Source organism: Haladaptatus sp. CMSO5 (genome assembly GCF_036689885.1).
Lineage (GTDB): Archaea > Halobacteriota > Halobacteria > Halobacteriales > Halococcaceae > QDMS2.
Map to the genome: position 1 here is coordinate 107,785 of NZ_JBAHVW010000003.1, position 20,574 is coordinate 128,358.

The following is a 20,574-nucleotide window of genomic DNA, read 5'->3' on the forward strand; positions in this document are numbered from 1 at the left end:
GTGGCGACTGTTCGGCCCGTTTCCTCGGCCTCTTCGCTGCGCGACATATTGTACGTCGCGAGCGCTTCGTCAACCGCCTCATCAAGACTCATTGGTCAATCTAATCTTGACTCTTCCAGCGTATAAACGCTTGCGTGACATCCTCCCCGTCGTAATCGACAGGGCTTCCCACACGGTGGGAATGCCAGTTAGTCGTCGCTGGCAGTGGGTTCTGACTCTTGGAACGGTGTAAGTGTCATCTGCGAGGGTGTCTCGCTCTGCTCACACTGAGTCGTGGCCGTGTCACAACGGCTCCCGTCCTGTGGCGAGTCATCGCCTGCCTGTTTCCACGGCAGCCTCTCTCCCCACGGGTCTACGCGCTGTGCGATGTTCGCACTCGCGTTAATATCTGCTTGGAACGTCGAGACGTGGCACTCCGAGTTCTTGCACGTGAACTCGGCTTGCCGAGGTCGATACCCGATGTGCTTGCACGAGTGGCACGTCTGCGAGGTGTACTGCGGGTGAACGTATCGAACCGGAATACCCGCGTCCTTCGCCTTATCGTCGATACGCCCCTGCAACCGAGCGAACGCCCACGAGTGCAGGCGTCGGTTCATGTATGTCCCGTAGTCCAGCGACTCACGGATGTACGCCAAGTCCTCCATCACGATGACGGGATTCTCGAACTGTTGAGCGTACTCCACAGACTCCCGAGACGCCTTCTCGATGATGTCCGTGAGCCGGTTCTGGTAGTACGAGAAGCGTTCTTCGACGCGCCACTCAGAAGCGTCTCGTTCTTGCAGGCGCTTGAGCGTCGTGAACATCTCCTTGCGGATTCGTTTGGCTTCTTTCCCGCTGACTAACAGTGGTTTGGTGGGCGTGTCGTGTTGGAGGGCACAGCCCGTGACCAACATCGACTCGCCAATATCGAACCCCACCCGAGTCGGGTTCTCGGGCAACTCGGCCGTGTCCTCGATCTCGTATTCGACGGTGACGTGGAGCATCCACGTCGTTCGGTGTTTCTGCAAGCGAAGTTCGCCCACTTTCGTACTTGACTCCTCATCGAGGAGGCCCTCCCACAACTCCTCTTGGTCGGGGTTCAGTCGGAGTGGTATCCAGAAGTTGGTTCCGCGACCGGGTTGCGGAACGTTCCAACAAATTTCATACTCACGCGAAGAGTCGTGGTCGAACTTCCCAGCTCGGTTGACGAACCGGAGTGGGTGTTCCTCGTCCAACTCTTTGGCGTTGTACGTGTTGTGGAGTTTGGGAACGTAGGATTTGAGAGCGTCTTTCGCTTGGTAGGGAAGGTTGTACGGCGTCACCACGTCGTTCGTGGCACTCATCGTCGTACAGTGTTGCTCGAAGGCGTCTTCGAGTGCGTCTCGGTATTCAGACAGCGTTTGCTGGAGACGTTGCTCTTTGCACCGTGTGGGCGGTGCGAGCGTGGCTTCCAGGGTCTTAGACGCTGTCTGAGTCGTTGACATCGTAGCCTTCGGATTCGAGTGCTTTGCGGAGGAGTTCGGGGTACGCTCGAGAGTGACGTATCCCGTGGTCGCGGGCGTATTGCTTCACAGCTTCGTGAAGTGGCCCGCCTCGCTCCATATCGAAGTCAGCTCTCATCCACTAAAACGTAAGAATTAACGTAAGTTAAAGATGGCGGCTGGCATTCAGATTGAGTGTTAGAACGTGGTTAGTTCAGCAGGTGTCGAATTCCCTCCTCGTAAGAAGATGGCCAAGAAGAGACGCTAATGGATCGAAATTGAGCGTTAAGGGCTTTGAAGTGCAAATTTCACTCACTGTTTGCTCCGAGAGTTACTTCGTGAGATTTGGCAACATAAATTCCAGACACCTACTTATATCTGGTTTTCATTAGGCGACGGTCATCCAGAATTCTGGATTCGGAAGGGACACACCTCTATCGATTTGTTGTGAGAGAGACCACCATACCCAAGAGACACACCCCTATCGACTTGTTATCGGTGTCGAGGGAGCTAGACCGCAGCACCCTCGCCCCTATCGATTTGTTCCAAATATGAGCTACTGATTGATCTGAGCCCGCACCACCGCCCGTAGTTCATCCACGTGGACATCCTTCAGTCGCGAATCTTCTCGAAGCGTCTCGATAATCGTGTTCGGGTTCTCCCCAAACGTGAACTCGAGGTAGCTTCCCGAGTGCGGACCCTGACTCTTCCGCTCTGTCTCGACCAACGAATACGTCGTGAGTTCCTTCATCTTGTTCACGTACGTCTCCTGGTGATACTGATCTGCATCAAGCGTCCCCGTCAGATACTGATACACTCGATACCCGAGCGGACTTTTCGCTGCCCCTCCGGTCTCCCGGGCAACGGCAGCAGTCGCAAAGAGACAGAGCTTCTTCTGGGTACTAATTCCACGAGTTACCTCCAGAACGCGGTTCTTCTCGACCTTGTCTTGGGCTTCTCGAATGTGCTCTTCACGAACCTGGTCCGCGTTTGCTTTCTCGGCGATTGAGCCTGCAGTCCGCATCAGATCGATCGCCTTCCGTGCGTCCCCGTTCGTTTGGGCGGCGAATGCTGCAGCCAGTGGGATCACGTCGTTACTGAGTGCGCCATCGTGGAAGGCATCTTCCCGTGCCCAGAGAATTTCTCGGAGCTGGTTGGCATCATAGTCGCTGAAGTGGACGTCCTCCGGCGTGAACGAGCTGAGTGCTCGACTGCCAACGTTCTCCATCATCTTCGTGTCGTTGGTGATAGCGGTCACAGAGACCTGGGCGGTAATCTCGTCCGTACTCCCAGCGCGAGAAAGCTGGTACAGAAGACGGGAGAAGGCAGGTTCCTCCATGTCTCGGCGACCGATGAGCATATCGAGTTCGTCGAGGATGAACACGACAGTGTCGTAGTGTTCGTTAATCAGGCGGTAGAGTTCTCGCCATTTCTTCTTGTTCGGGATGCCGTGTTCTGGAACCTCAACGGTCGCTCCGACGTCGTTCGCGACTTTTCGGGCTAGCTCGTAAACGGCAGAACCGAGAGTCCCGACGTTCTGGCAGTTCATCTGGATTACGCCGAATCTGATGTCACGGCTTTCACAGAGTTCGAGGATGTTCGAACAGACGGCATTGATGATGAGCGACTTTCCAGTCCCTGACGGCCCGTAGAGAAAGAGGTTTGGTGGGCGTTCATTGCTAATCGCGACTCGAAGGTGCTGGGTGATGTCGGTGAGCTGGGAGTCGCGACCGACGATACGTTCTTCGTCGACGATTTCGTTCGGTTCGAGAAGAGATCGGTTCTTGATGAGACTCGCGGCTTCTTCCTGCTCGAGGATGAGATCTTTAATAGAACCCGTGGACTCAGATGATTCCTCGGGACCAGGATCCGTGGGCATATCCCATCCCTCTCTATCAGGATACTAAAAGATTCCCCTGTCGATTTCTTTTCTCCCTCTACGAGGCTCAGAGGTAGAGAATAGGAGAGTTTCAGCGGTTTGCTCGTAGACCTCCGACGATTTGTTCGGAAGGATTTCGTAGCACGATATCGTGAGAAATGAAGAACACCCTCTCACCCCTATCGATTTGTTCCAACCACAAAGGAGGGGTGGGGGTGACTCGATTCCGATTGCGTTGTCACTACCTCTAGACCGAGTATTTCATTGAATTGGTTGTTGTTCTCTCTATCTCTTCTTCTTTCTTCTAGTTCTAGACTAGCCTAGCTAGAGTAGACACACCCCTATCGATTTGTTCTAACTCGTCGAAACCGTCCGATTTTCTCACGTGTACTTTACTTAAACAGGTGTCTTTAGTGTGGATACGAACGGTCTCGATTCCCGCAATACAAGTCCTTGGACGCCATTCTAAATTCGTCCGGTCTCCCCTATCGATTTGTTCGATATCAACGCCGTCTCCCAAAAATCGGTAAAATAGTGACTTAAACGAGGGGGATTACACCATTGGCCACCAATCGTGAGATCTCTGATTACTTTCATCGGGCCAAAGCTCGTCCTGTGGTGCTCTTTCGTACGGGAACAAATCGATAGGGGTGAGAGAGTGGTTCCCGAGTCAGTGCTCCACGATGCAGATTCAGCTCTCAACTGAGATCTTCTCGTTCGCAGCTTCACGTCTATCTCAGAGGTATTCTTTCGCGTGAGTCAGAATCCCCTTGGGCGCATCCGTCACGAACAAATCGATAGGGGTGACTCTGTGTCTGCACGTGGTTTTCGGAAAACAAGTCGATAGGGGTGTGCCTCCAGATTCAGTCAATCAGAATACGAGCAACGGAATCTACACCACTGCAACATCGCTGCGTACGACTCTCGTGTCTTTGATACAGAGCAACCTCCCTTAACCAACAGACAGCCGTCCCTCACCTGTTTCGTTGGTTAAAGAAGTGGCTCACATCTCGCGATCGATTTCGAGTTTGCGCATCGCCCGCTCGAATACGTCGGGATGACGGTGCGCTAGGTTCTCGAGGTGGTTGCGAATGGACTGAGCTGGATTGATGTCCACGTCATCCGTGTCCTGGAGTTCTCGCCAGAACTGATGCATCTCTTCACTCACTGACACGCCGATAGTGTGGTCTTTCACACCCGTGTTCAGCGCGTTGTAATAGGGATCGAGGTCGAATTCGGATGCCTCTCGCCGTTCCTCACGCTGTTTCTCCTCGGAGGCGTCGTCCATCGCCTCACCGAACGGATTGTCGCTGCTCATGTTTGCTAATTCTTAAGCTTAATCTTAAAGGTATGTGTCCAACGTCTCGTCACGGATTTCGACGACGTCTTCGGCAGCAAATTGCTGTGCCCCCGCGCGGAATGCATGATAGCATTTTTGCCGGGTGTTCCGTGGGGTTCCATCACTGTACTCGACGATAGTATCGATCGCGCTCGCTGTGTACGGGTCGGAGGGATACCCACCGTCATACTCTTCCTCGCGTGCCCAGGCTAACCAGCGAGCGATGAGCTCCTCTGTCTCTGCGAACTCAAACCGTTCGAGTGTTCGATCCTTCGCGACGAGTCGAGAACTCAGCGTTTCACGCAGCTCATCGATACGATTCCCTGCGCGCTCCGTCCCGAACAAGAAGAGGACGAATACGGGTTCGCTCTCGCCGAGGTCACCGACGCTCTGTAACGCCGCGAGCAGTTGTTCGAAGGTTCGAGTGTTCCTGGCTGCGTCCTCGAGTTGGTCGACCTGGATGATGCATGCAATGTCCTGTGCTTCGAGCTGGTCAGCAACGTCCTCTACAATCTCTCGTACTTCGTCCGTTGCATGTGGATATGAGTCGGGGACGTCGAGGTCGTCAAACGAACTGAGTTCATCGAGTAACCGTATGTAGAATCGACGTGTAGTGATTGACTCGACTTCACGGATTCTGGCTACACGGAACTCGTCACTTCGCGGGCCGTCCGAGAGCGCATCGTACACCAGGTCACGGAAGTGAGATTTGCCAGCACCACGTTCGTCGATGATCGAGATGTGGCCAGCACGATTGAGTATATGGCTCGCTACTTCATTGAGCAGATCTTGATTGACTCGCACGGCGATACTGGCGTTCGGAAGGGTTTCGGCAGTGAAGGGAATCCGATCTGGCTTGATCCCCAGCTGTTTCGCGTACGCCGCTTGTGCCTCCTCCGTTTGGTCAAGGGCGTCAGTGAATTGATCGCTCATAGTGGCTTATCATACTGCTCCGACTTAAATCTAAGTTGAAGATTAATCTTAAGATTAAGGTATGGTCGTCTTTGGCCTACTTCGGCCGACAACACGGTGCCACCACTTTAACCAACAACCCGCGCACAATATCGGCTTCGTTGGTTAATCATTCGGTCTGACTTACCGGCCCCTTATACTTCGACTTGATTTTGTCACCCTCTCTCCACTGCCAGTAGTAATACCGATTCCCGTTGATCACCTTCTCAGTCAGTGTGGCTTTGGTAGGGACGTTTTCAGGCAAATCCTCAGGCCGTTCTTGAGGATCGTCTTCATCATCAGCTTCGTTCAACCGTGCCTCTCGCTCTCGATACTCCGCGAGTGCATCAGCATACTTGGCGATAGACCGGAGCGTTTCCGTAGTACACTTCTCGAGTGAGGACGCTACTTCTCCGGGAACCTCTGGTGGGGTCGCTGGTTCTGAGTACGACATGGGAGCACTTTAACCAACAGATGGGTCTCGAAGGCTTATTTTTGTTGGTTAAACGGTGGCCTTCGATTACGACTGTCCTGCGCTTTTCGACCCACTTCTCCGTATATGAAGGGGATTGATGTCTTAGCCGGCGACTTCTTTCTCATCGATACCAAGTGACCGCTATCAAATACACACTTGGCGATAATTATATGAATTATTGGCTGAGTTGTTGTTGCCGTGCCAGTTACGCGGGCGAAACCACTTGACTCTCTCTACGACGAAGTCCGAGACTATGACCTCGTCATCGTTCCTGATGCGCCACTTGCCAGTGGCCTGAACCGACGTCTTGACCGAGCTCATCTCGGTATATTTGCCATCACGCCACGTCGACTCGCAGCAGGTCGTCGCGAACGCGCCGAGGACCGGAGCGCCTTTCTCGAACTCGTTACGACTACCGACCTCGAGTGGAAGCAGGCTGCCTACGCGATCGGCAACACGCTCCAATGCTGGGAGCACCAGGGACGCGTCGATGCCGTTCTCGACTACGACGCCTACGCCGAATCCGCGACGGAGACCACCGTCGAACAGCTCTCAACGCTCGATACGACCTCCCGGCGACTCGACGAGTACCAAATCAACGACAGCAAAGACGTCGCCGTCGTCGGCCACGACCAACTCACGACCCTCGAACGATCGATTCTCCCCACGCAGTACGATACGTTCGATCCATTCACCGATGCCGCATTCGACCGACCGCCGTTCCACATTTTCGACTCAAGTACAGCAATCGTCGATGCTGTGCTAGGCATCGTCTCCGCCGACAATGCGGAGGACGTCGCGGTCGTCGCGGATCGCGGTAGTGAGTATGCGACGCTGGTTCCGAGCGCGCTCGAAGCCGCCGATATTCCGTTTATTGGTGGCCCTGGGTTCGCTGACGAACAGCACCACCGCGGATTCGTCCAGTTCCTTCGCGCCGCTACTCGCGGGACGGAGACGCGCGTGAAGACCATTCGTTCAGTCCTCTCCAGCCTCGGAATCGCCGTCGACGTTGAGTACGACGATAAGCGGCTACAGGATGTCGACGCCGACAGTCTCACGTGGTTCCAGGAGTTCAGCGCGGAGATCGGCGAGACAACGTTCGCTGGAGCACTTACTGCATATGAACGACAGGCCGGGATCAGCCTCGATGCGTTCCGAGATGAACTCGAAGCGCTCGGGATCGCTACCGACGACATCACTAGACAGGGAATTGATCGGCTCGAATACTACCTCCAGAGCTACGAAGTCCCCGTCGACCGCGAAGACGAAGGGGTTCTCCTGGCCGACGCGAAGTCAGCAGCCTATGTGGACCGTCCCGTCGTATTCTACCTCGGCCTCGACGAAGCGTGGACTCACTCGCCACCACGTCGTCCGTGGGTTGACCGTGACGCTGAATTCAGTCGGAACCTGACGCAGTTTCAGCTCCTCCTCCAGAACGGCATCGAACAGTATTACCTCGTTCAGGACACGATCGGCGGCTCACCCGCAACGCCGTGTCTCTACTTCGAGGACCTCTTCGATGATGACTTCGAAGGGTTCGGCGATCTCGACACGGTGACTCACGGACGGACCTTCAGTGCGACCCAGGATGGGTTCGAGAAGGAATCGCTCGACGTCTCACCGAAGCAAATCGACACCGTCAGCCAGTCCAGTCTGAGTACGTACGTCAACAGCCCCCGTGACTACCTCTTCAGTCGGCTCGTCGACGGCCCCGATAAGGACTACTTCAAGGAGGGGAATCTCTTCCATGACTTCGCCGAGTTCTACGTCAACCATCCCGACCTGATCGACGAGGAGACCATCGAAGACCTCGTCGACGTAATGCTTGAGGAGGCGGAATCGTTCGTTCGCCGCGTCGACCGTCCAACGCGCCGTACCAAGTACCGGATCGGGCTCGAAACCATCGTCGAGCTGCTCGACGAACGCACCCCGGAAGGCGACGACCTGCTCACTCCGAACAGCGGGTGGGGGCAGAATTTCTTCGCGGCCCATTTTGACAGAGACGTCGACTCGCCGTTCACGGAGCGCTGGTTCGAGAACGAGGATCTCGGACTGAAGGGTAAGATCGACCTCGTTCATGGTCCGACTCACCTCCTCGACTACAAGAGTGGGAGTCGGAAACGAGCGTCTCGCGTCGTCAAGAACTCCGCGCTCGATCCACCAAGCGATACGCCGAACTTCCAGGCACTTCTCTATCTCGCCCACCGCCGAAGTGAGCGCCCGGGCGAGCGCCTACAGTTCACGTTCTTCCACTTTCTCGAGACGCTCGACGACGTCGTCGCCGGCGAGGCGGACTTAGATGAGACGCTGACGACCGTTGAGTATCATCCGACCCAGTTCGAGGAGCACGCCCGGTCGCGAGCGACGTTCGAGAAGCTCCGCGATGACGGAGCGAAGAATTGCCAGAAGACGCTCTCGAAGATTGAGTATACTGATTATCAAGCTGCGTTCGAGTCGGTCCCGCTACCGGCGACACGCGATAGTGACGAACTCATCGACTCCGAGTTCGGGCAGGCGATGCAAACTCGACTCCAGGAGTGTGTCGGCGAGTACAAATACGTCTCGTCGGGCTGTAAACAGCTGCTTCGTCAGCTGGCACGAGTTCGGAGTCAGAACTACTTCGAAGAGGATCTCGACGCCTTCGAGACGTTCGTCACCGAGCGTATGACGGAACTTAACCACCGACGTGCTGGCGAAGAACGCTTCCCTGTGAACGGACTCGCCGGTGAACCGAACTACCGTCGCGTGGACAACCGCGACCTCCTTCTTGACCATGACTGACCCCAACCCTCAACAGCAGGACCTCATCGACAGCACCGACGGCTTATACCTCGTTGACGCCGGCGCAGGCACGGGGAAGACGTTCACCATCACGCGCCGCTATGCGAACATCGTCGACGAGGACGATGTCGCCCCTGAGGACGTGCTGCTGGTGACGTTCACGAACAACGCTGCAACCGAGATGAAAGACCGGATCGTCGGCCACTGCGAGTACGGAATGCGCGATCTCGCGGACGCGCCGATCCAGACGTTCCACTCGCTCTGCCACGATCTCCTCCAGGAGCACGGCTATGCCGCGCCGACGCACCTCGGGATCGACGACCGCATCACGGGCTCGACGCGGATCGTCGAGGACGACCTCGTCGAGGAAGCCCTGTTCGGGGAGTTCATCGACCGGTTCAGCGACGACCACCCCGAGTACGATGACTACTTCCGCATCGTCTCGGACCCGACCGAACTCCTCGGACTCATCTCGCAACTCGCCTCGAAGGGTGTATTCCCGACAGCCGACGGCTGGTATCGGAACGGCGAACGGTATCTCGACGGCGACTTTGAGGCGTTCAAATCGCTGTTCGACGAGGTAAATGAGCCACAGAATGGCGGAAGCAAGCAGTCACGGCTTCGCTCGAAGCTCAATCGCTATGGGAAGAACAAGTGTTACCTTCCAGACGCCCCTGAAAAGGCCGAGATTCGTGGGCAGGGCACGAAGAGTGTCCCCGATGCTGTCGCTCGGATGGTGTTCGACGCTGACCGCGAGGGACTCAAGGCATTCGTTCACGACGTCTACTACGAGTATCTCGAATTCGCGCTCGGCCGGAACTACCTCAACTTCGGGTTCCTCCAACTGTTCGCGTTCGTCCTGCTCTGTGAGGACCACGCGCTTCGTGAATCCATTGCGTTCGACTACGCGATGGTTGACGAGTTCCAGGACTCCAGCGAGATTCAGTTCAAGCTGACGCTGCTGCTCGCGGGGACAAACAACCTCTGTGTCGTCGGTGACTGGAAGCAGAGCATCTACGGCTTCCAGTACGCCGAAGTGGAGAACATCACTGCCTTCGAGGACCGGCTCAATCGGTTCGTCGACGAACTGAACGCCGACCACGAACGGGTCACCTTCGACACCCGGCCGATTCACACCATCGAGCTTATCGAGAACTACCGCTCCACCCAGGAGATCCTTGACTTCTCGGAGCACGGGCTACTCGTTCCGGCGGCGAACCGGGACAACGTCGATGTCGAGGCCATCCAGGATCGAATCGTTTCACTCTCGACCAACACCGAACACGAGAACACCCAGATCGAAGCGATCGCGGGCCCGGAGGAACACGAGTCGTTGGTCGCGAAGATTCAGGATATCGTCGGCAACGACGCCTACCAGGTTGAGGCCGATGACGGGTCGCTTCGGACGCCCGAGTATCGAGACGTCGCAGTTCTCACGCGAACACGAGAGTTCGGCCGCGACCTGCTGCAGACCGCCGAGGAGTACGGATTGCCGATGGCGTACGAGGGCGGGATCGAGCTGTTCCGCACGCCTCAGGCGAAGTTACTGCTAGCGTGGCTCCGCATCCTCGAATCCGACACCGACCGCGGCTGGTCGGTCGTCCTCGAGCAAGCAGGCTACACACTCGATGAGATCAAGCACGTCCTAGAGACCGAGGCGTATCCCGAGAACATGCGCTCGTTCCGCGAGAAGCTGGCAGAACTGGAGACGCTCGGCGGGGTGGCCGAACGCGTCTTCTCGCGTTACGGGTACGACGGTGCTACGGCCGACGTCGTTCTCCACACGATTCAGTCAGTGCACACCGCGACGACACTGACTCGGGGAGACCTTATCCGGTTCATCGAGCGCGGCATCGAAGCGGGAAGTACCCACGATGTTCACGCGAACGCCGGTGCAAACTCAGTGACGGTCCAGACGATTCACGCAGCGAAGGGGCTAGAACATCCGATCGTCGTGCTCGCGAACATGAACAGTGGGCGATTCCCGCCATCGGGCGGCGGGAATGGAACGATCACGTTTCAGGATCCGGTCGGACTCCGACAGCGGAAACGCTACGCCGAGGCTGACGGCCTCCCCCACGTGTACGATGACTGGCGGACTGACGTCCTCCGCCGGTGTTTGCCCAGGGAGTACGACGAGGAGCGCCGACTGCTCTACGTGGCGATTACGCGCGCCGAGAGCCACGTGATCTTCTCGGCCGGGGAGGACCCGAACACGTTCCTCGAAGAACTCCCGGTCGAAATCGAAGCGTGGGACACTGAACCTGATGCGGACACCGTAGACGAGACCGAGCAGACGGAGTTGCTGATTACGGTACCGACACCGGAGGGACCGGTCGGACACTCACCACATTCGCTGATGCGTGAGGATGTTTTCGAGGACGTCGACGATGGTATGGGGAAGGCGTTCGGCACCGACGTCCACGACTTTGCGGAAGCGTACGCACGCGGCGATGATGTAGAACTGAATCGGGACGACCCCGGATGGGACGACAAACAGCACGTGATGTCGTTTCTCGACGGCCTGTCGGGCGACCTGCTCGTCGAGGAGGACGCCTACCTTCCGCTGGACGTCGACGGGACTCGTGTGATGATCTCCGGGATTATCGATCTCGTTCACGTTCGAGGCGACCGCATCGAAGTGGTCGACTACAAGACCGACCGTGGTCGGCACGCGGAAGCCGAGTATCGAAAACAACTCAGTGTCTACTATCACGTGCTTCGGGAGCTGTACCCTGAGCGCGAGATTTCGGCGTCGATCTTCTACACCGTTGACGGCGTCCGTGAAGAGATCGACCCTCTCTCACGAGACGCTCTGACTGATATCGTGAAGGTTGTTTCTGGCTTGGAATCCGCTCCGACCGTTCAGTAGCAGTTTTCTCCTCTAGTCAGAGCTTGTCACAACTGTAAACACCAAATCTGCTTACGTCTGGATAGTTAGGAATCTCTGGGAAGGTGCACTACCGGTACGGTTTTGACAATAGACAGACAGCCATAAACCATGACCCGGTACCTGAACGCTTTCCCCATCGATATCTCGAAGTTTGACGTTGCAATCTACGATATCTCTCCCCAGCCAACAACTCCAGCATGGAACCGGCTCGACCAGCTTGAAGACGACGTAACCTCCAACACCGGTGGGATCGGTGTCCGTTACCACGATGGCGACTCATGGTCGGTCGTAGCTTGCGGGGTAACCAATCCCCCAGAACGGATTAACAACAGCGACAGCCAGCTCACCCTCACCGAATCAACGGTTTGGTCCTCCGATACAGATTGGGATCCGGAGGTAATCTCGAAAGCCCTCGAAACCGGATTGCAAGACTTCCTAACCAAGCACCGCGGTTACTGGGGTGAAAAGTATAACCGGGTATTCCAGTACACTCCATACTCATCAGAGGGCAGCTACAATATGCACCTCGGGTACAAGGTCTCCGTGGAATATGCGGACGGGTTTCAGCTGTACCTTGACCCGACGTTCAAGTTTCTATCTGGGAAATCGCTGAAAGACTGGATCGACCAAGTCGGGGCCGAGACGGTGCAAGAGCAGCTCACCGGCGAGCGGTTCATCATGTTCAGCTCGCGGACCAGCTACGCTACACTCGAAACCATCTACGAGGACCGGACGGTGATGGACGATACCGTGTACGGTTCGACGATCTATGAGCTCAATGCGGATTCCCCGGCACCGCAGGCGGACGATGTCGAAGAATCAGATCCGCTTTGCGGGGTCACGTATTCGAATAATCCGAAAGAATACACCGTATCGCCAGCTCTGCTCTACGGCACTCCCGGTAACAATGACGTGTTGAACGAGTCGGCGATTATTTCGCCGTCCAAGCGATGGGAGGAGATCCAGGCGCTCGCTCGGGACGTGTCGTTCATTCAGGTCGGCGGCCAGCAGTTTGACGTGGGGGACAACGAACTATCCGGGGATATCGACCGGTTCCAGTACCCCAACCTCGAGTTCGGTGGTGGCCATGTGTTCGATCCGCAGACGCTAGGCGACCTCCCGGACAAGTGGGAATGGGAGAAGGAGATGCAGCAGTTGTTAGCTGAGCATGGACCAGTGAAACGGGTGCGCGGCCAACGCAATATCGCGTTCGCGTATCCGGGCAGCTACCCAGAGTCACCGACTCAGACATATCAGGACATTCAAGAAAATCTTCAGGAGTATGCGCAGATCACGGCTCCCGGACCGGTCGGCCCGATCGAGCACACGGACCGGGCCGTCTGGAATGAATGGGTGGCCCAACAGGGAGACAAGATCGACGGGTTGCTCGCTGGCTTAGAAGAGGGCGAGTCCAACGACCGGTACTATTCATTAGTCAACGACGTCAACGGGGCACCGGTCCAGCATCTGACCCCGTCCGCACTGTCGGATTATCGCGACAGCAGCCTGTTCAATGTCTCAATGGGGCTTGCTGCAAAGATGGGTGTCCGGCCGTTCGTTCTCGCCGACCCGCTTCATACGGACATCGTGATCGGGTTCGATGTGAACGGGTTCGACCGAACATCAATCGGTGCCGTCACCCTGGACGGACAGTCGGGAGACGTGATCACGCAGACGACAAGCGGATTCAGCGCTGGCCGGAGTACGGCGGCCCCGGAATTCGAAACCAAGTCGGCGCTCCGCAGCCAAATCGACGCGGCCGTTCAGGAGACCGGGGAAGTGTCCTCTTTCGTAATCCACCGGTCCGGGATTCTGAAGAACAGCGAAGAGTCGGCGATTCGGGAGCTGATTCCTGAGCTAGTAGACGAGGGGATGCTTCCGGGGACGGTACAGTGGGGCGTGGTCGAGGTTAATGCCGACACGCCCCACCGCATCTTCGACACAGACTACGATCTGCAGGCGCCGACAGGCGCCTATACGACGATCGGTGGTCGGACCGGAATCGTGGTGAATGGTGGCCATCCGTACGTGTGGCAAGGTACGCCTAGGGCCACCAGTTGCAGGTTGGCGGCTGGGAACTGTGACTGGAATATCGAAGCACTGACGAACGACGTGTTCCGGTTATCTTTCCTAAACTGGGGGTCGCCGGGCAGCGTGAATATGCGGCCGCCGATATCGACGAACCTGGCGACGGAATTGGCGAAGATGTTCGAGAAGTGTAACGAGATACGGTATCTCCCGTTCTAAGCCATTTCGAGGAGAGCTCGATTGACGCGTGCCCGCATGGCGATAGTGTCGGGCATGTCTGCGTCCGATTCAGTAAGTGCCGTTGCGAGCTGATGGGTGTCTGAGGCGACGAACTGATTTGCGTCGTCGTGGATAGCGTCGAGAAACCGGTCGTTCCACCAGTCGGCGTAGGCGTGGGTTTTCTTGGACGACAGTTGTTCGAGGTGCTGACGGAAGGTCTCGGTCTGCTCGTGGGCTAGACGGTGGACGTCGGCAGGGAACTCGTCGTCGAGGATGTTCATAACGTGCCGGTATCGGAGTGCGTCCGGTGGATGTTGATGCTCTGTGGCAATGGAGTATGCCAGTTTGTATGGGTTATCGGAGAACAACCGTCGAGTAAGGCTGACCGCGTAAGCAGGGCCAAACGTCAAGGTTCCTATTGTGTCACAGTAGAGTTCCTCGTACCAGTCAACAAGGGCATCTGCAACGGTTTCCTCGCGGTTGTCGAATTCGCTGGCAATCCGTTTCCGCTCTTGGTTCACGGTGTCAGGCATGTAGTACTCGCGATAGTCCATCGTGACGTGCCCGATTTCGTGCCCGATCAACGGAGCGAACTCGGTGAACGTCTCTGTCGAAATGTTGCGGGGGAGCCAGAGGCCATACACTGACGTCGGCACGATCCGGACGAGCGCTGTCTGGTTCCAGCGGATGGGGATGATATCGAAGTTGATGTTGAGCGGGTGACAAAGTTCATCGACGACAGTTCGGACGTTGTCGAAAATGGCGGTGCTGTCCGTTTCCTGAACGGTGTGGAGTTCGTAGTAGGATATGATCTTCTCGACTTTCTGGAGCTTACTGTGAGCGTCCCAGAGGTCGTTGCAGATCTGTTCGTAGAAGTCATCGGTGCCGTCGCTGAGACCAGTGAGGGTTTCGATGTCGTACTGAATTTCGTCGAGAAGCGCGTCGAAATCGGCGAGAAGCGGGTTGAAGACCTTATCCGGGGTGGGGACTTCATCGTCAACGATACGGTCGGCTATGTAGGCTCGGCGGCGTTGAAGTTCAGAAAATTTCTGGTCAACCGTCTCAGGCAAAGTTCCCTCTCAGCGTGTGCTGGTTCTCTTCGACTGTTTCGTTCGCGATATCGCGGATATCTTCTAACCGGTCTTTGAGGGTGTCAAACTCCGCATCCGACAAAGCTTGTGACGGTTGGGGGCTGTCTTGGAGTGCTTGAAGAGATGTGTTGATATCGTTGAGGCGAGGACGGATGGTAGTGTCTGAGTCTACCCAAGTATTCTTAACGCCGGTGTAGAGTGGCTGGAGTTCCTCATCCGTATAGTAGGGATCGTGGGAAATCTTGATCAGTCGGTCGATAATGTCCTGTGTCTCGTCGAGGTTTTGTTGAAGAGTGGCCCAATCATACCGATCGATGGCGCCAAGGCGGACGATGGAAATTGCTTTGAGGGCCTGGTTGAGACTACGGCTGAGTTCCGTGTATGCCTCTTTCTGCCGCTGGACCCTCCAGAGGCTCATTGGTAAAATGTTTCTCTTCCGCTCACTTATAGCTTGTGAGCGGCTAAAATGCCCGAATACGGTGCTTTGGCGGCTTTAGACGGGTGATTTGTGCTATCTGCGGTTCTCACAAACTCACCCTTGGTGGCCAGGGTTGTTCTCGCCCTCATACCGATCACAATGATTGAGAACACAGTGTAAACGACGGGAGTGTGTCTCCGGTACGTCATGCTTCCCCAACAAGTGCTTAATTCTAATATTAAGATTAAATTAGTTGGATAGGTGCTATCTGTCACAGACACATTCGTGGCCGATGGAAAGATAGTCGAGAATATACTGATGGACGGCGGTTGCGAGCTTGAGCATGGCGTCGGCCTGTGTTTCTCCACCGACGGCCTGTCGATAGTACGTTTTCGAGCGATTCTCCCGCCAGAGTTGGAGGAACTGGTCTCCCAACGACTCGCTGTACAAGTTCGCCTCGGCGCCACGTTCGTAGACATCAGAGTGAGTGACGAACTCGGTGCTGTCCATCCCTGTCGCGTGGAGTAGATAGAAGTGAATACTGCGCTCGATGGCGATGAACGAACTTTCGATGACGACGGTATAGTACCCGTTCTGTGTCCGCAGGAAACGGGCTGCATCGAGGAGTCGACATGCCTTCCGGAGCTGCAGGAGTGCGTCGTCGTCGGTGTCGAGTCCGGATTCTTTGCGGGCTGGCTCACGCTCGAACGCTCGCTGGGCGTCCGTGAGTGCGTCTTCGACGTAACTACTGTCCATTCGTCAGGACCTCTTGCTTGGCCGTGTGGAGGTGTTCAGTCTCGTAAAGAACGATACCCTCAGTGAAGATCTCGCGGAGTCGATCACCGATGTTGGAAACGCTCTCCATCGATTCGGCGAGGACCTGGAACTGGTAGCGGTCGCCAGCGAACCGTTGTTCCTCCAAGTCGCGTGCGACTTCGTGAGCGATTCGCTGGGCGGTCGCCTTCTCATCAGTGACGAGTACAAAGCAGTCAATGTCGCTCGACCGATCAGCCTCGCCACGGGCGACGCTGCCGAAGATGAGGATGCCTGCGATACTGTCGACACGACTGCGCAAACTCTCCGCGAGGGTTCGAACCGGATCGTGGAACTCGGACTGCGGGATCTGGAGAACTGGGTCGTCTGGCTTCGTGAGGCGTTCGCGATTGATCTGGACGAGCTTCCTGTTCCCTTCTCGTGTAATATGGACGAGGTCGGTTTCTGCTAACAGGTCGACTGTATCGGTCACGCTGCTCGGGCTGTGATCAGTCGCCCGTCGGATGTCCCTGATGCTGAACCGTGTATGTGGGTTGTTTGCGAGCAGTGTGAGAATGTCACCTGTTGCTGCGTATCGGAATAGCCGGCTGTTCGGCACCGGCAATGGGACTGTAAGCTCCATCCCTGAAGTTTGTTCGCTGAGGGCTACCATGGTCGCTCTTAGCTACCGGTACTCTTGTAGATTTTGGTGGGTCTCGCGTGGAACTGCGAGGCGAGACGACGTAAACCACGGAACCTAATCTTAAGAATAAGATTAAAACAGACCATCTACTACTTAGTACTGCTGTAACCCAATACAGACATGTCGTTCACTGGGACGACTAGTATTGAATTACTGACGATCCAGTCTACTTCACAATCACCGGATTACTAATCTCAAAGGTTTTATCTTATTCTTAAGATTAACTATGCCTCGCTCAATCGGGAATCCTCTGTCCGAAAGGCTACGTATGAACAGGAATCAGGTCGGGCTCGACAGTGATGGACGCCGTGGCAGGCTCAATCCTCGACTTCGGTCGCGGCACGATTCAGTATTTCATTGAAATCGTGACGGAGGCGGGCCGGTTTGGTTTCATACTCGCCAGCATCCTCGTATATGTTGAGAACACAGGCTCGAATATCACCTTCACTCCGATCCATAGCCTCGGCAACATCGTTCCAGGCTCTGTCCATTCGTGTCTCATCAATCGAGCGGAGATGTCCGTTGTCATCTCGCCTCGGTGGATTCCCATCGCGTTTCCGGTAGCTCTCTAGCAGGTGTTCTCTGTACTTCGGAGCAACTCGGCCCTCAATGAAGAATCCCGGAATGACGTCTGCTGCTGCGTCTCCCACTTCTTCGGGGAGAACTCTACTCCGACGTTGTTTGATCAGGTCTCTGAGACCCACATGCTTGCTATAAACCCGGGAGGACATATAGGGTCAAACCTGTGTTATCGATTTCTAGGAGGAGTAGAGCCAGATTCAGATAATACGGGCACTGTGTTTTATATAGGGGTTTCCCAGGTGCGTCTCTGGATTCTCTCGGGCCCTCCAAAGGCAACTAATCCCATAATCTTAATATTAGGATTAACATTAGGGTTATGACGCCTCCTCAACCAACGTCCTACTGCTGCATCCATGCGTTGGTTGAGTCACTCGCCAAGAAGGTCGTCGACTTGCTTCGCGGTTTCAGCTGCTTGGATGTCGGAGTACGACTCGTGGGTCGTCTCGATGCTCGCGTGTCGGAGTGCTGATTGGGCAAGTTCGGCGTGGCCGCTCGCGTAGAGCTCGTGACCAAGCCCTCGACGGGCACCGTGTGGCTTCAGGTAGTCACCGTCGACGTCGAGGTCAGCGTCATCACACAGCCGCTTCATCAAATTGCGAGCACCGTTCGTCGAGAGCGCTGGTGGGATGACCTCATGTTCTCGGAGCACCGTCTCGATATCGCTGCGCTCGAGAATGGTCTCGATCTCGTCGTCCGAAACTCCCTCGCAGGTCAGTTGTTCGCGAACGGCGCGATATTTCGATGGGGCGTGGCTGCTGGGAAAGACCGGCCACTCGTCGGTCGGTGGATCGAGGACAGTCCTGTACCGCTCTAATGCCGTTGCGGCCCGCTGGGGAAGCTGTGCGTACTCGTACTCTCGTGACTTCCCGAGGACGCGGACGGCACCGGAGTCGAGTTGGACGTCTCCCCAGGTGATGCCGTCGCGCTTGTCGTCGGAGGGTTCAGCGAATACCTCCGCACCGCGAACACCAGAGAGTCCCAGGAGAAAGACGATTGCTCGGTCGCGAAAGGCCCGATTACGACTCACGTCCGCTTTTTCGTCAAGGGAGTGGTCGACACGTTCGTCGACGTAGCGCATGATCGCCCGCCGCTCTTTTTCCCGCCAGAACTGCCGGTCGGCGTCACCGAGATCCTCGGGGAGCTCGTCGGTGGCACGCTTCGCTTTGGCCGGATTCGTATCGAGGAGCTCGTCGGCGACGCAGAACGTGAGGAATGCGCGGACGTACGCGTAGTAGGTGGTCGCGGTACTCGCTTTCAAATCGCCGTCGCGGGCCTGCTTTTTGAGATGACGCGCGTATCGGCGGCAGTCGAGGACGTCCAGGTCCTCGAGGCCCGTCACACCGCGCTCCTCGCGCAGCCAGGCTCGCCACGTCGCGAGGGTCGACGCGAAGTTCTTCCTGGAGTTACCAGCCTCGACGCTGTCGAGGTACTGCTGGATGGCCGTCTCGATCGGCGTTTCCCCGGGTGTAGCGCCGCCCTCGTTGGGTTCCATGGTTCGTGCTCGACCGACGGCGGCGACCCACGTAAATCTACTGTGTACAACTGGGATAATACACAGTAGAATTGAATTGGCCGATATGCCAATATTTGGGCGATTCACGGCCTGTAGCCCTAATATTCCATATCATAAACTGCATGGGGCTATACATAATGAATGGGGGTACGCTCGAAGACGAGAAGACTGTCGATATATAATTAGTTCCTGAGGATGAAGCTAGTCTAACTTCAACATCATGGGAAAATGCGAGGAATGCGAAAGGGAGGTGGATGCTCAGACATCCACATTCGAGCAGTTCCCCTACTGCATAGAGTGTTTTATCAAACATAGGGAGCCAATACGACAATTCTCGATAGAAACAGCAGAAGACCCTGATAGATATTCCGTCAATATGGAATACGATGGTCCATTAGGGTCTTGGCAAAATTCCTCTACATTCGACACCCTCGAGGAAGCCGAAGCCCATCGAGACAAAAGGCAGCGGCTACTAAGCTGGGTATTATTGCTAGAACTCACAGAAGACCAGTTCATTGTTTGTTTGTCAACCAGCAAAGGAGACGCTGAGATCGTCACTACGAGTTTGCTGGATTCTGCACTTGGCGAGTGGATCGAAAACACAGAGCTATTCCCGCTTTGGAATCTCCGAGAACAGGGGTTCAGCTGGTTATTCTGTATTCGACTTGCACTTTGGCGAACTGGATTTTCACGACTGGGTACGCAGACTGTGTCTATTGACGACGCACTAGTGAAAATCGACTCAAGAGCCTATATTAGTGAAGAATTGCGAAAAGAAATCGAGGACGAACTCAAAGAACGAGCCCTCGGTAGCGTCGACTTCAACGAAATTGAAACGCTTCAAGATGCGAAACAAGCAGGTAGTGACCTATATCAGACTGAATCGAAGGTATTTCACACCCTTTCGTATGTTGTAGAAAAATACGCCAGAAACAACCGCGAGGTATTGAGCCCCGTGAGCCTGCGTATGGCCTCGAATAATGTGAAGGGGCGAGAATTTGAATCCTTCTTTGCCGATCTAACGACGGAAAAGGACATTTCAGTTGATCGTGGAAGACAGACGTATTTTTGGGTCACTCGGTTTGAGAGGCTCAAGGAGCGCGAACAGAACTACCCTGACACGGTTTCTGATCAAGATCGACGACGAGCTGAATCAAAAGTGAATCAACTCCCCTCTCTATGTCAGGAAGTTCTCGGCGACCTTCCACGGGCCTCGGGCCTCCCAGACTTCTACTTACACGGTCCGAAGGACGTGCTAGAGACGTACATTAGTAAGCATCACAATGCTGGTTCCGTCAAGATAGAAAATCCCTCTGTGTATGTCGAAGTGAAATACACTGAAACCTCTCCGAGAAAGCCACACATCACTGATAATCAGCGTGAGGTCATTCCAAAGCTAACGGAAGCCGGTATTGACGTTTTCTTCTTTATCGGAGAGCCAGAACAATTTCACTTTGAGCGCTCCTCACTTTCTCCAAGGGAGTAACTC

16 protein-coding genes are annotated in these 20,574 nt (G+C 55.5%); 4 read left to right on the plus strand and 12 right to left on the minus strand.

The window, feature by feature from the left end:
- Positions 1–188: 188 nt before the first annotated feature.
- The 6 genes from V5N12_RS16890 to V5N12_RS16915 all read right to left on the minus strand — a co-directional run bounded on the left by V5N12_RS16890 (position 189) and on the right by V5N12_RS16915 (position 6,083).
- Positions 189–1,463 (minus strand): transposase, encoded by a 1,275-nt coding sequence (locus V5N12_RS16890; protein ID WP_332900401.1) that lies wholly within the window; start codon positions 1,461–1,463, stop codon positions 189–191.
- Positions 1,438–1,599: a hypothetical protein gene (locus V5N12_RS16895; protein WP_332900402.1), complete on the minus strand. Its 162-nt coding sequence runs from the start codon at positions 1,597–1,599 to the stop codon at positions 1,438–1,440. The genes V5N12_RS16890 and V5N12_RS16895 overlap by 26 nt, the downstream gene beginning before the upstream one ends.
- A gap of 417 nt (positions 1,600–2,016) precedes the next feature.
- Complete coding sequence (locus V5N12_RS16900; RefSeq protein ID WP_332900403.1) at positions 2,017–3,339, minus strand: orc1/cdc6 family replication initiation protein; 1,323 nt, start codon at positions 3,337–3,339, stop codon at positions 2,017–2,019.
- Positions 3,340–4,342: 1,003 nt separating this feature from the next.
- Positions 4,343–4,657 carry a hypothetical protein gene (locus V5N12_RS16905; protein ID WP_332900404.1) on the minus strand — a complete coding sequence of 105 codons (315 nt, stop codon included), beginning with the start codon at positions 4,655–4,657 and terminating at the stop codon, positions 4,343–4,345.
- 24 nt (positions 4,658–4,681) lie between these two features.
- The gene (locus tag V5N12_RS16910) at positions 4,682–5,611 is read right to left on the minus strand and encodes a hypothetical protein (protein WP_332900405.1); all 930 of its coding nucleotides are present in this window, start codon (positions 5,609–5,611) and stop codon (positions 4,682–4,684) included.
- A 148-nt stretch (positions 5,612–5,759) separates the two neighbouring features.
- Positions 5,760–6,083, minus strand: a complete 324-nt coding sequence (locus tag V5N12_RS16915; protein ID WP_332900406.1) for a hypothetical protein — start codon at positions 6,081–6,083, stop codon at positions 5,760–5,762.
- Between the two features lie 219 nt (positions 6,084–6,302).
- Here V5N12_RS16915 and V5N12_RS16920 point away from each other — a divergent pair, with 219 nt between their 5' ends.
- From V5N12_RS16920 to V5N12_RS16930, 3 genes are all read left to right on the plus strand, one after another.
- Positions 6,303–8,885: a PD-(D/E)XK nuclease family protein gene (locus tag V5N12_RS16920; protein WP_332900407.1), complete on the plus strand. Its 2,583-nt coding sequence runs from the start codon at positions 6,303–6,305 to the stop codon at positions 8,883–8,885.
- Positions 8,878–11,757, plus strand: coding sequence for a UvrD-helicase domain-containing protein (locus V5N12_RS16925; protein WP_332900408.1), 2,880 nt, complete (start codon positions 8,878–8,880; stop codon positions 11,755–11,757). Before V5N12_RS16920 ends, V5N12_RS16925 begins: the two co-directional genes overlap by 8 nt.
- Positions 11,758–11,886: 129 nt before the next feature.
- Positions 11,887–14,025, plus strand: a complete 2,139-nt coding sequence (locus V5N12_RS16930) for a Piwi domain-containing protein (protein WP_332900409.1) — start codon at positions 11,887–11,889, stop codon at positions 14,023–14,025.
- On the opposite strand, the gene V5N12_RS16935 is transcribed toward V5N12_RS16930, so the two are convergent.
- From V5N12_RS16935 to V5N12_RS16960, 6 genes are all read right to left on the minus strand, one after another.
- The gene (locus V5N12_RS16935; protein WP_332900410.1) at positions 14,022–15,095 is read right to left on the minus strand and encodes a hypothetical protein; all 1,074 of its coding nucleotides are present in this window, start codon (positions 15,093–15,095) and stop codon (positions 14,022–14,024) included. The genes V5N12_RS16930 and V5N12_RS16935 overlap by 4 nt on opposite strands.
- Positions 15,088–15,534, minus strand: a complete 447-nt coding sequence (locus V5N12_RS16940; RefSeq protein WP_332900411.1) for a hypothetical protein — start codon at positions 15,532–15,534, stop codon at positions 15,088–15,090. The genes V5N12_RS16935 and V5N12_RS16940 overlap by 8 nt, the downstream gene beginning before the upstream one ends.
- Before the next feature lie 264 nt (positions 15,535–15,798).
- A complete protein-coding gene (locus V5N12_RS16945; RefSeq protein ID WP_332900412.1) occupies positions 15,799–16,290 on the minus strand; it encodes a hypothetical protein in 492 nt (163 codons plus the stop codon).
- The gene (locus tag V5N12_RS16950) at positions 16,280–16,780 is read right to left on the minus strand and encodes a nucleotidyltransferase domain-containing protein (RefSeq protein WP_332900413.1); all 501 of its coding nucleotides are present in this window, start codon (positions 16,778–16,780) and stop codon (positions 16,280–16,282) included. The genes V5N12_RS16945 and V5N12_RS16950 overlap by 11 nt, the downstream gene beginning before the upstream one ends.
- A gap of 527 nt (positions 16,781–17,307) precedes the next feature.
- On the minus strand, positions 17,308–17,694 hold the full coding sequence (locus V5N12_RS16955) for a hypothetical protein (RefSeq protein WP_332900414.1): 387 nt from the start codon (positions 17,692–17,694) through the stop codon (positions 17,308–17,310).
- 245 nt (positions 17,695–17,939) lie between these two features.
- Entirely contained in the window at positions 17,940–19,064 is a 1,125-nt protein-coding gene (locus V5N12_RS16960) for a tyrosine-type recombinase/integrase (RefSeq protein WP_332900415.1), read from the minus strand.
- 241 nt (positions 19,065–19,305) lie between these two features.
- Between V5N12_RS16960 and V5N12_RS16965 the strand changes: the two genes are divergently transcribed.
- Positions 19,306–20,571, plus strand: coding sequence for a hypothetical protein (locus V5N12_RS16965; RefSeq protein ID WP_332900416.1), 1,266 nt, complete (start codon positions 19,306–19,308; stop codon positions 20,569–20,571).
- The last annotated feature ends 3 nt before the right edge of the window (positions 20,572–20,574 follow it).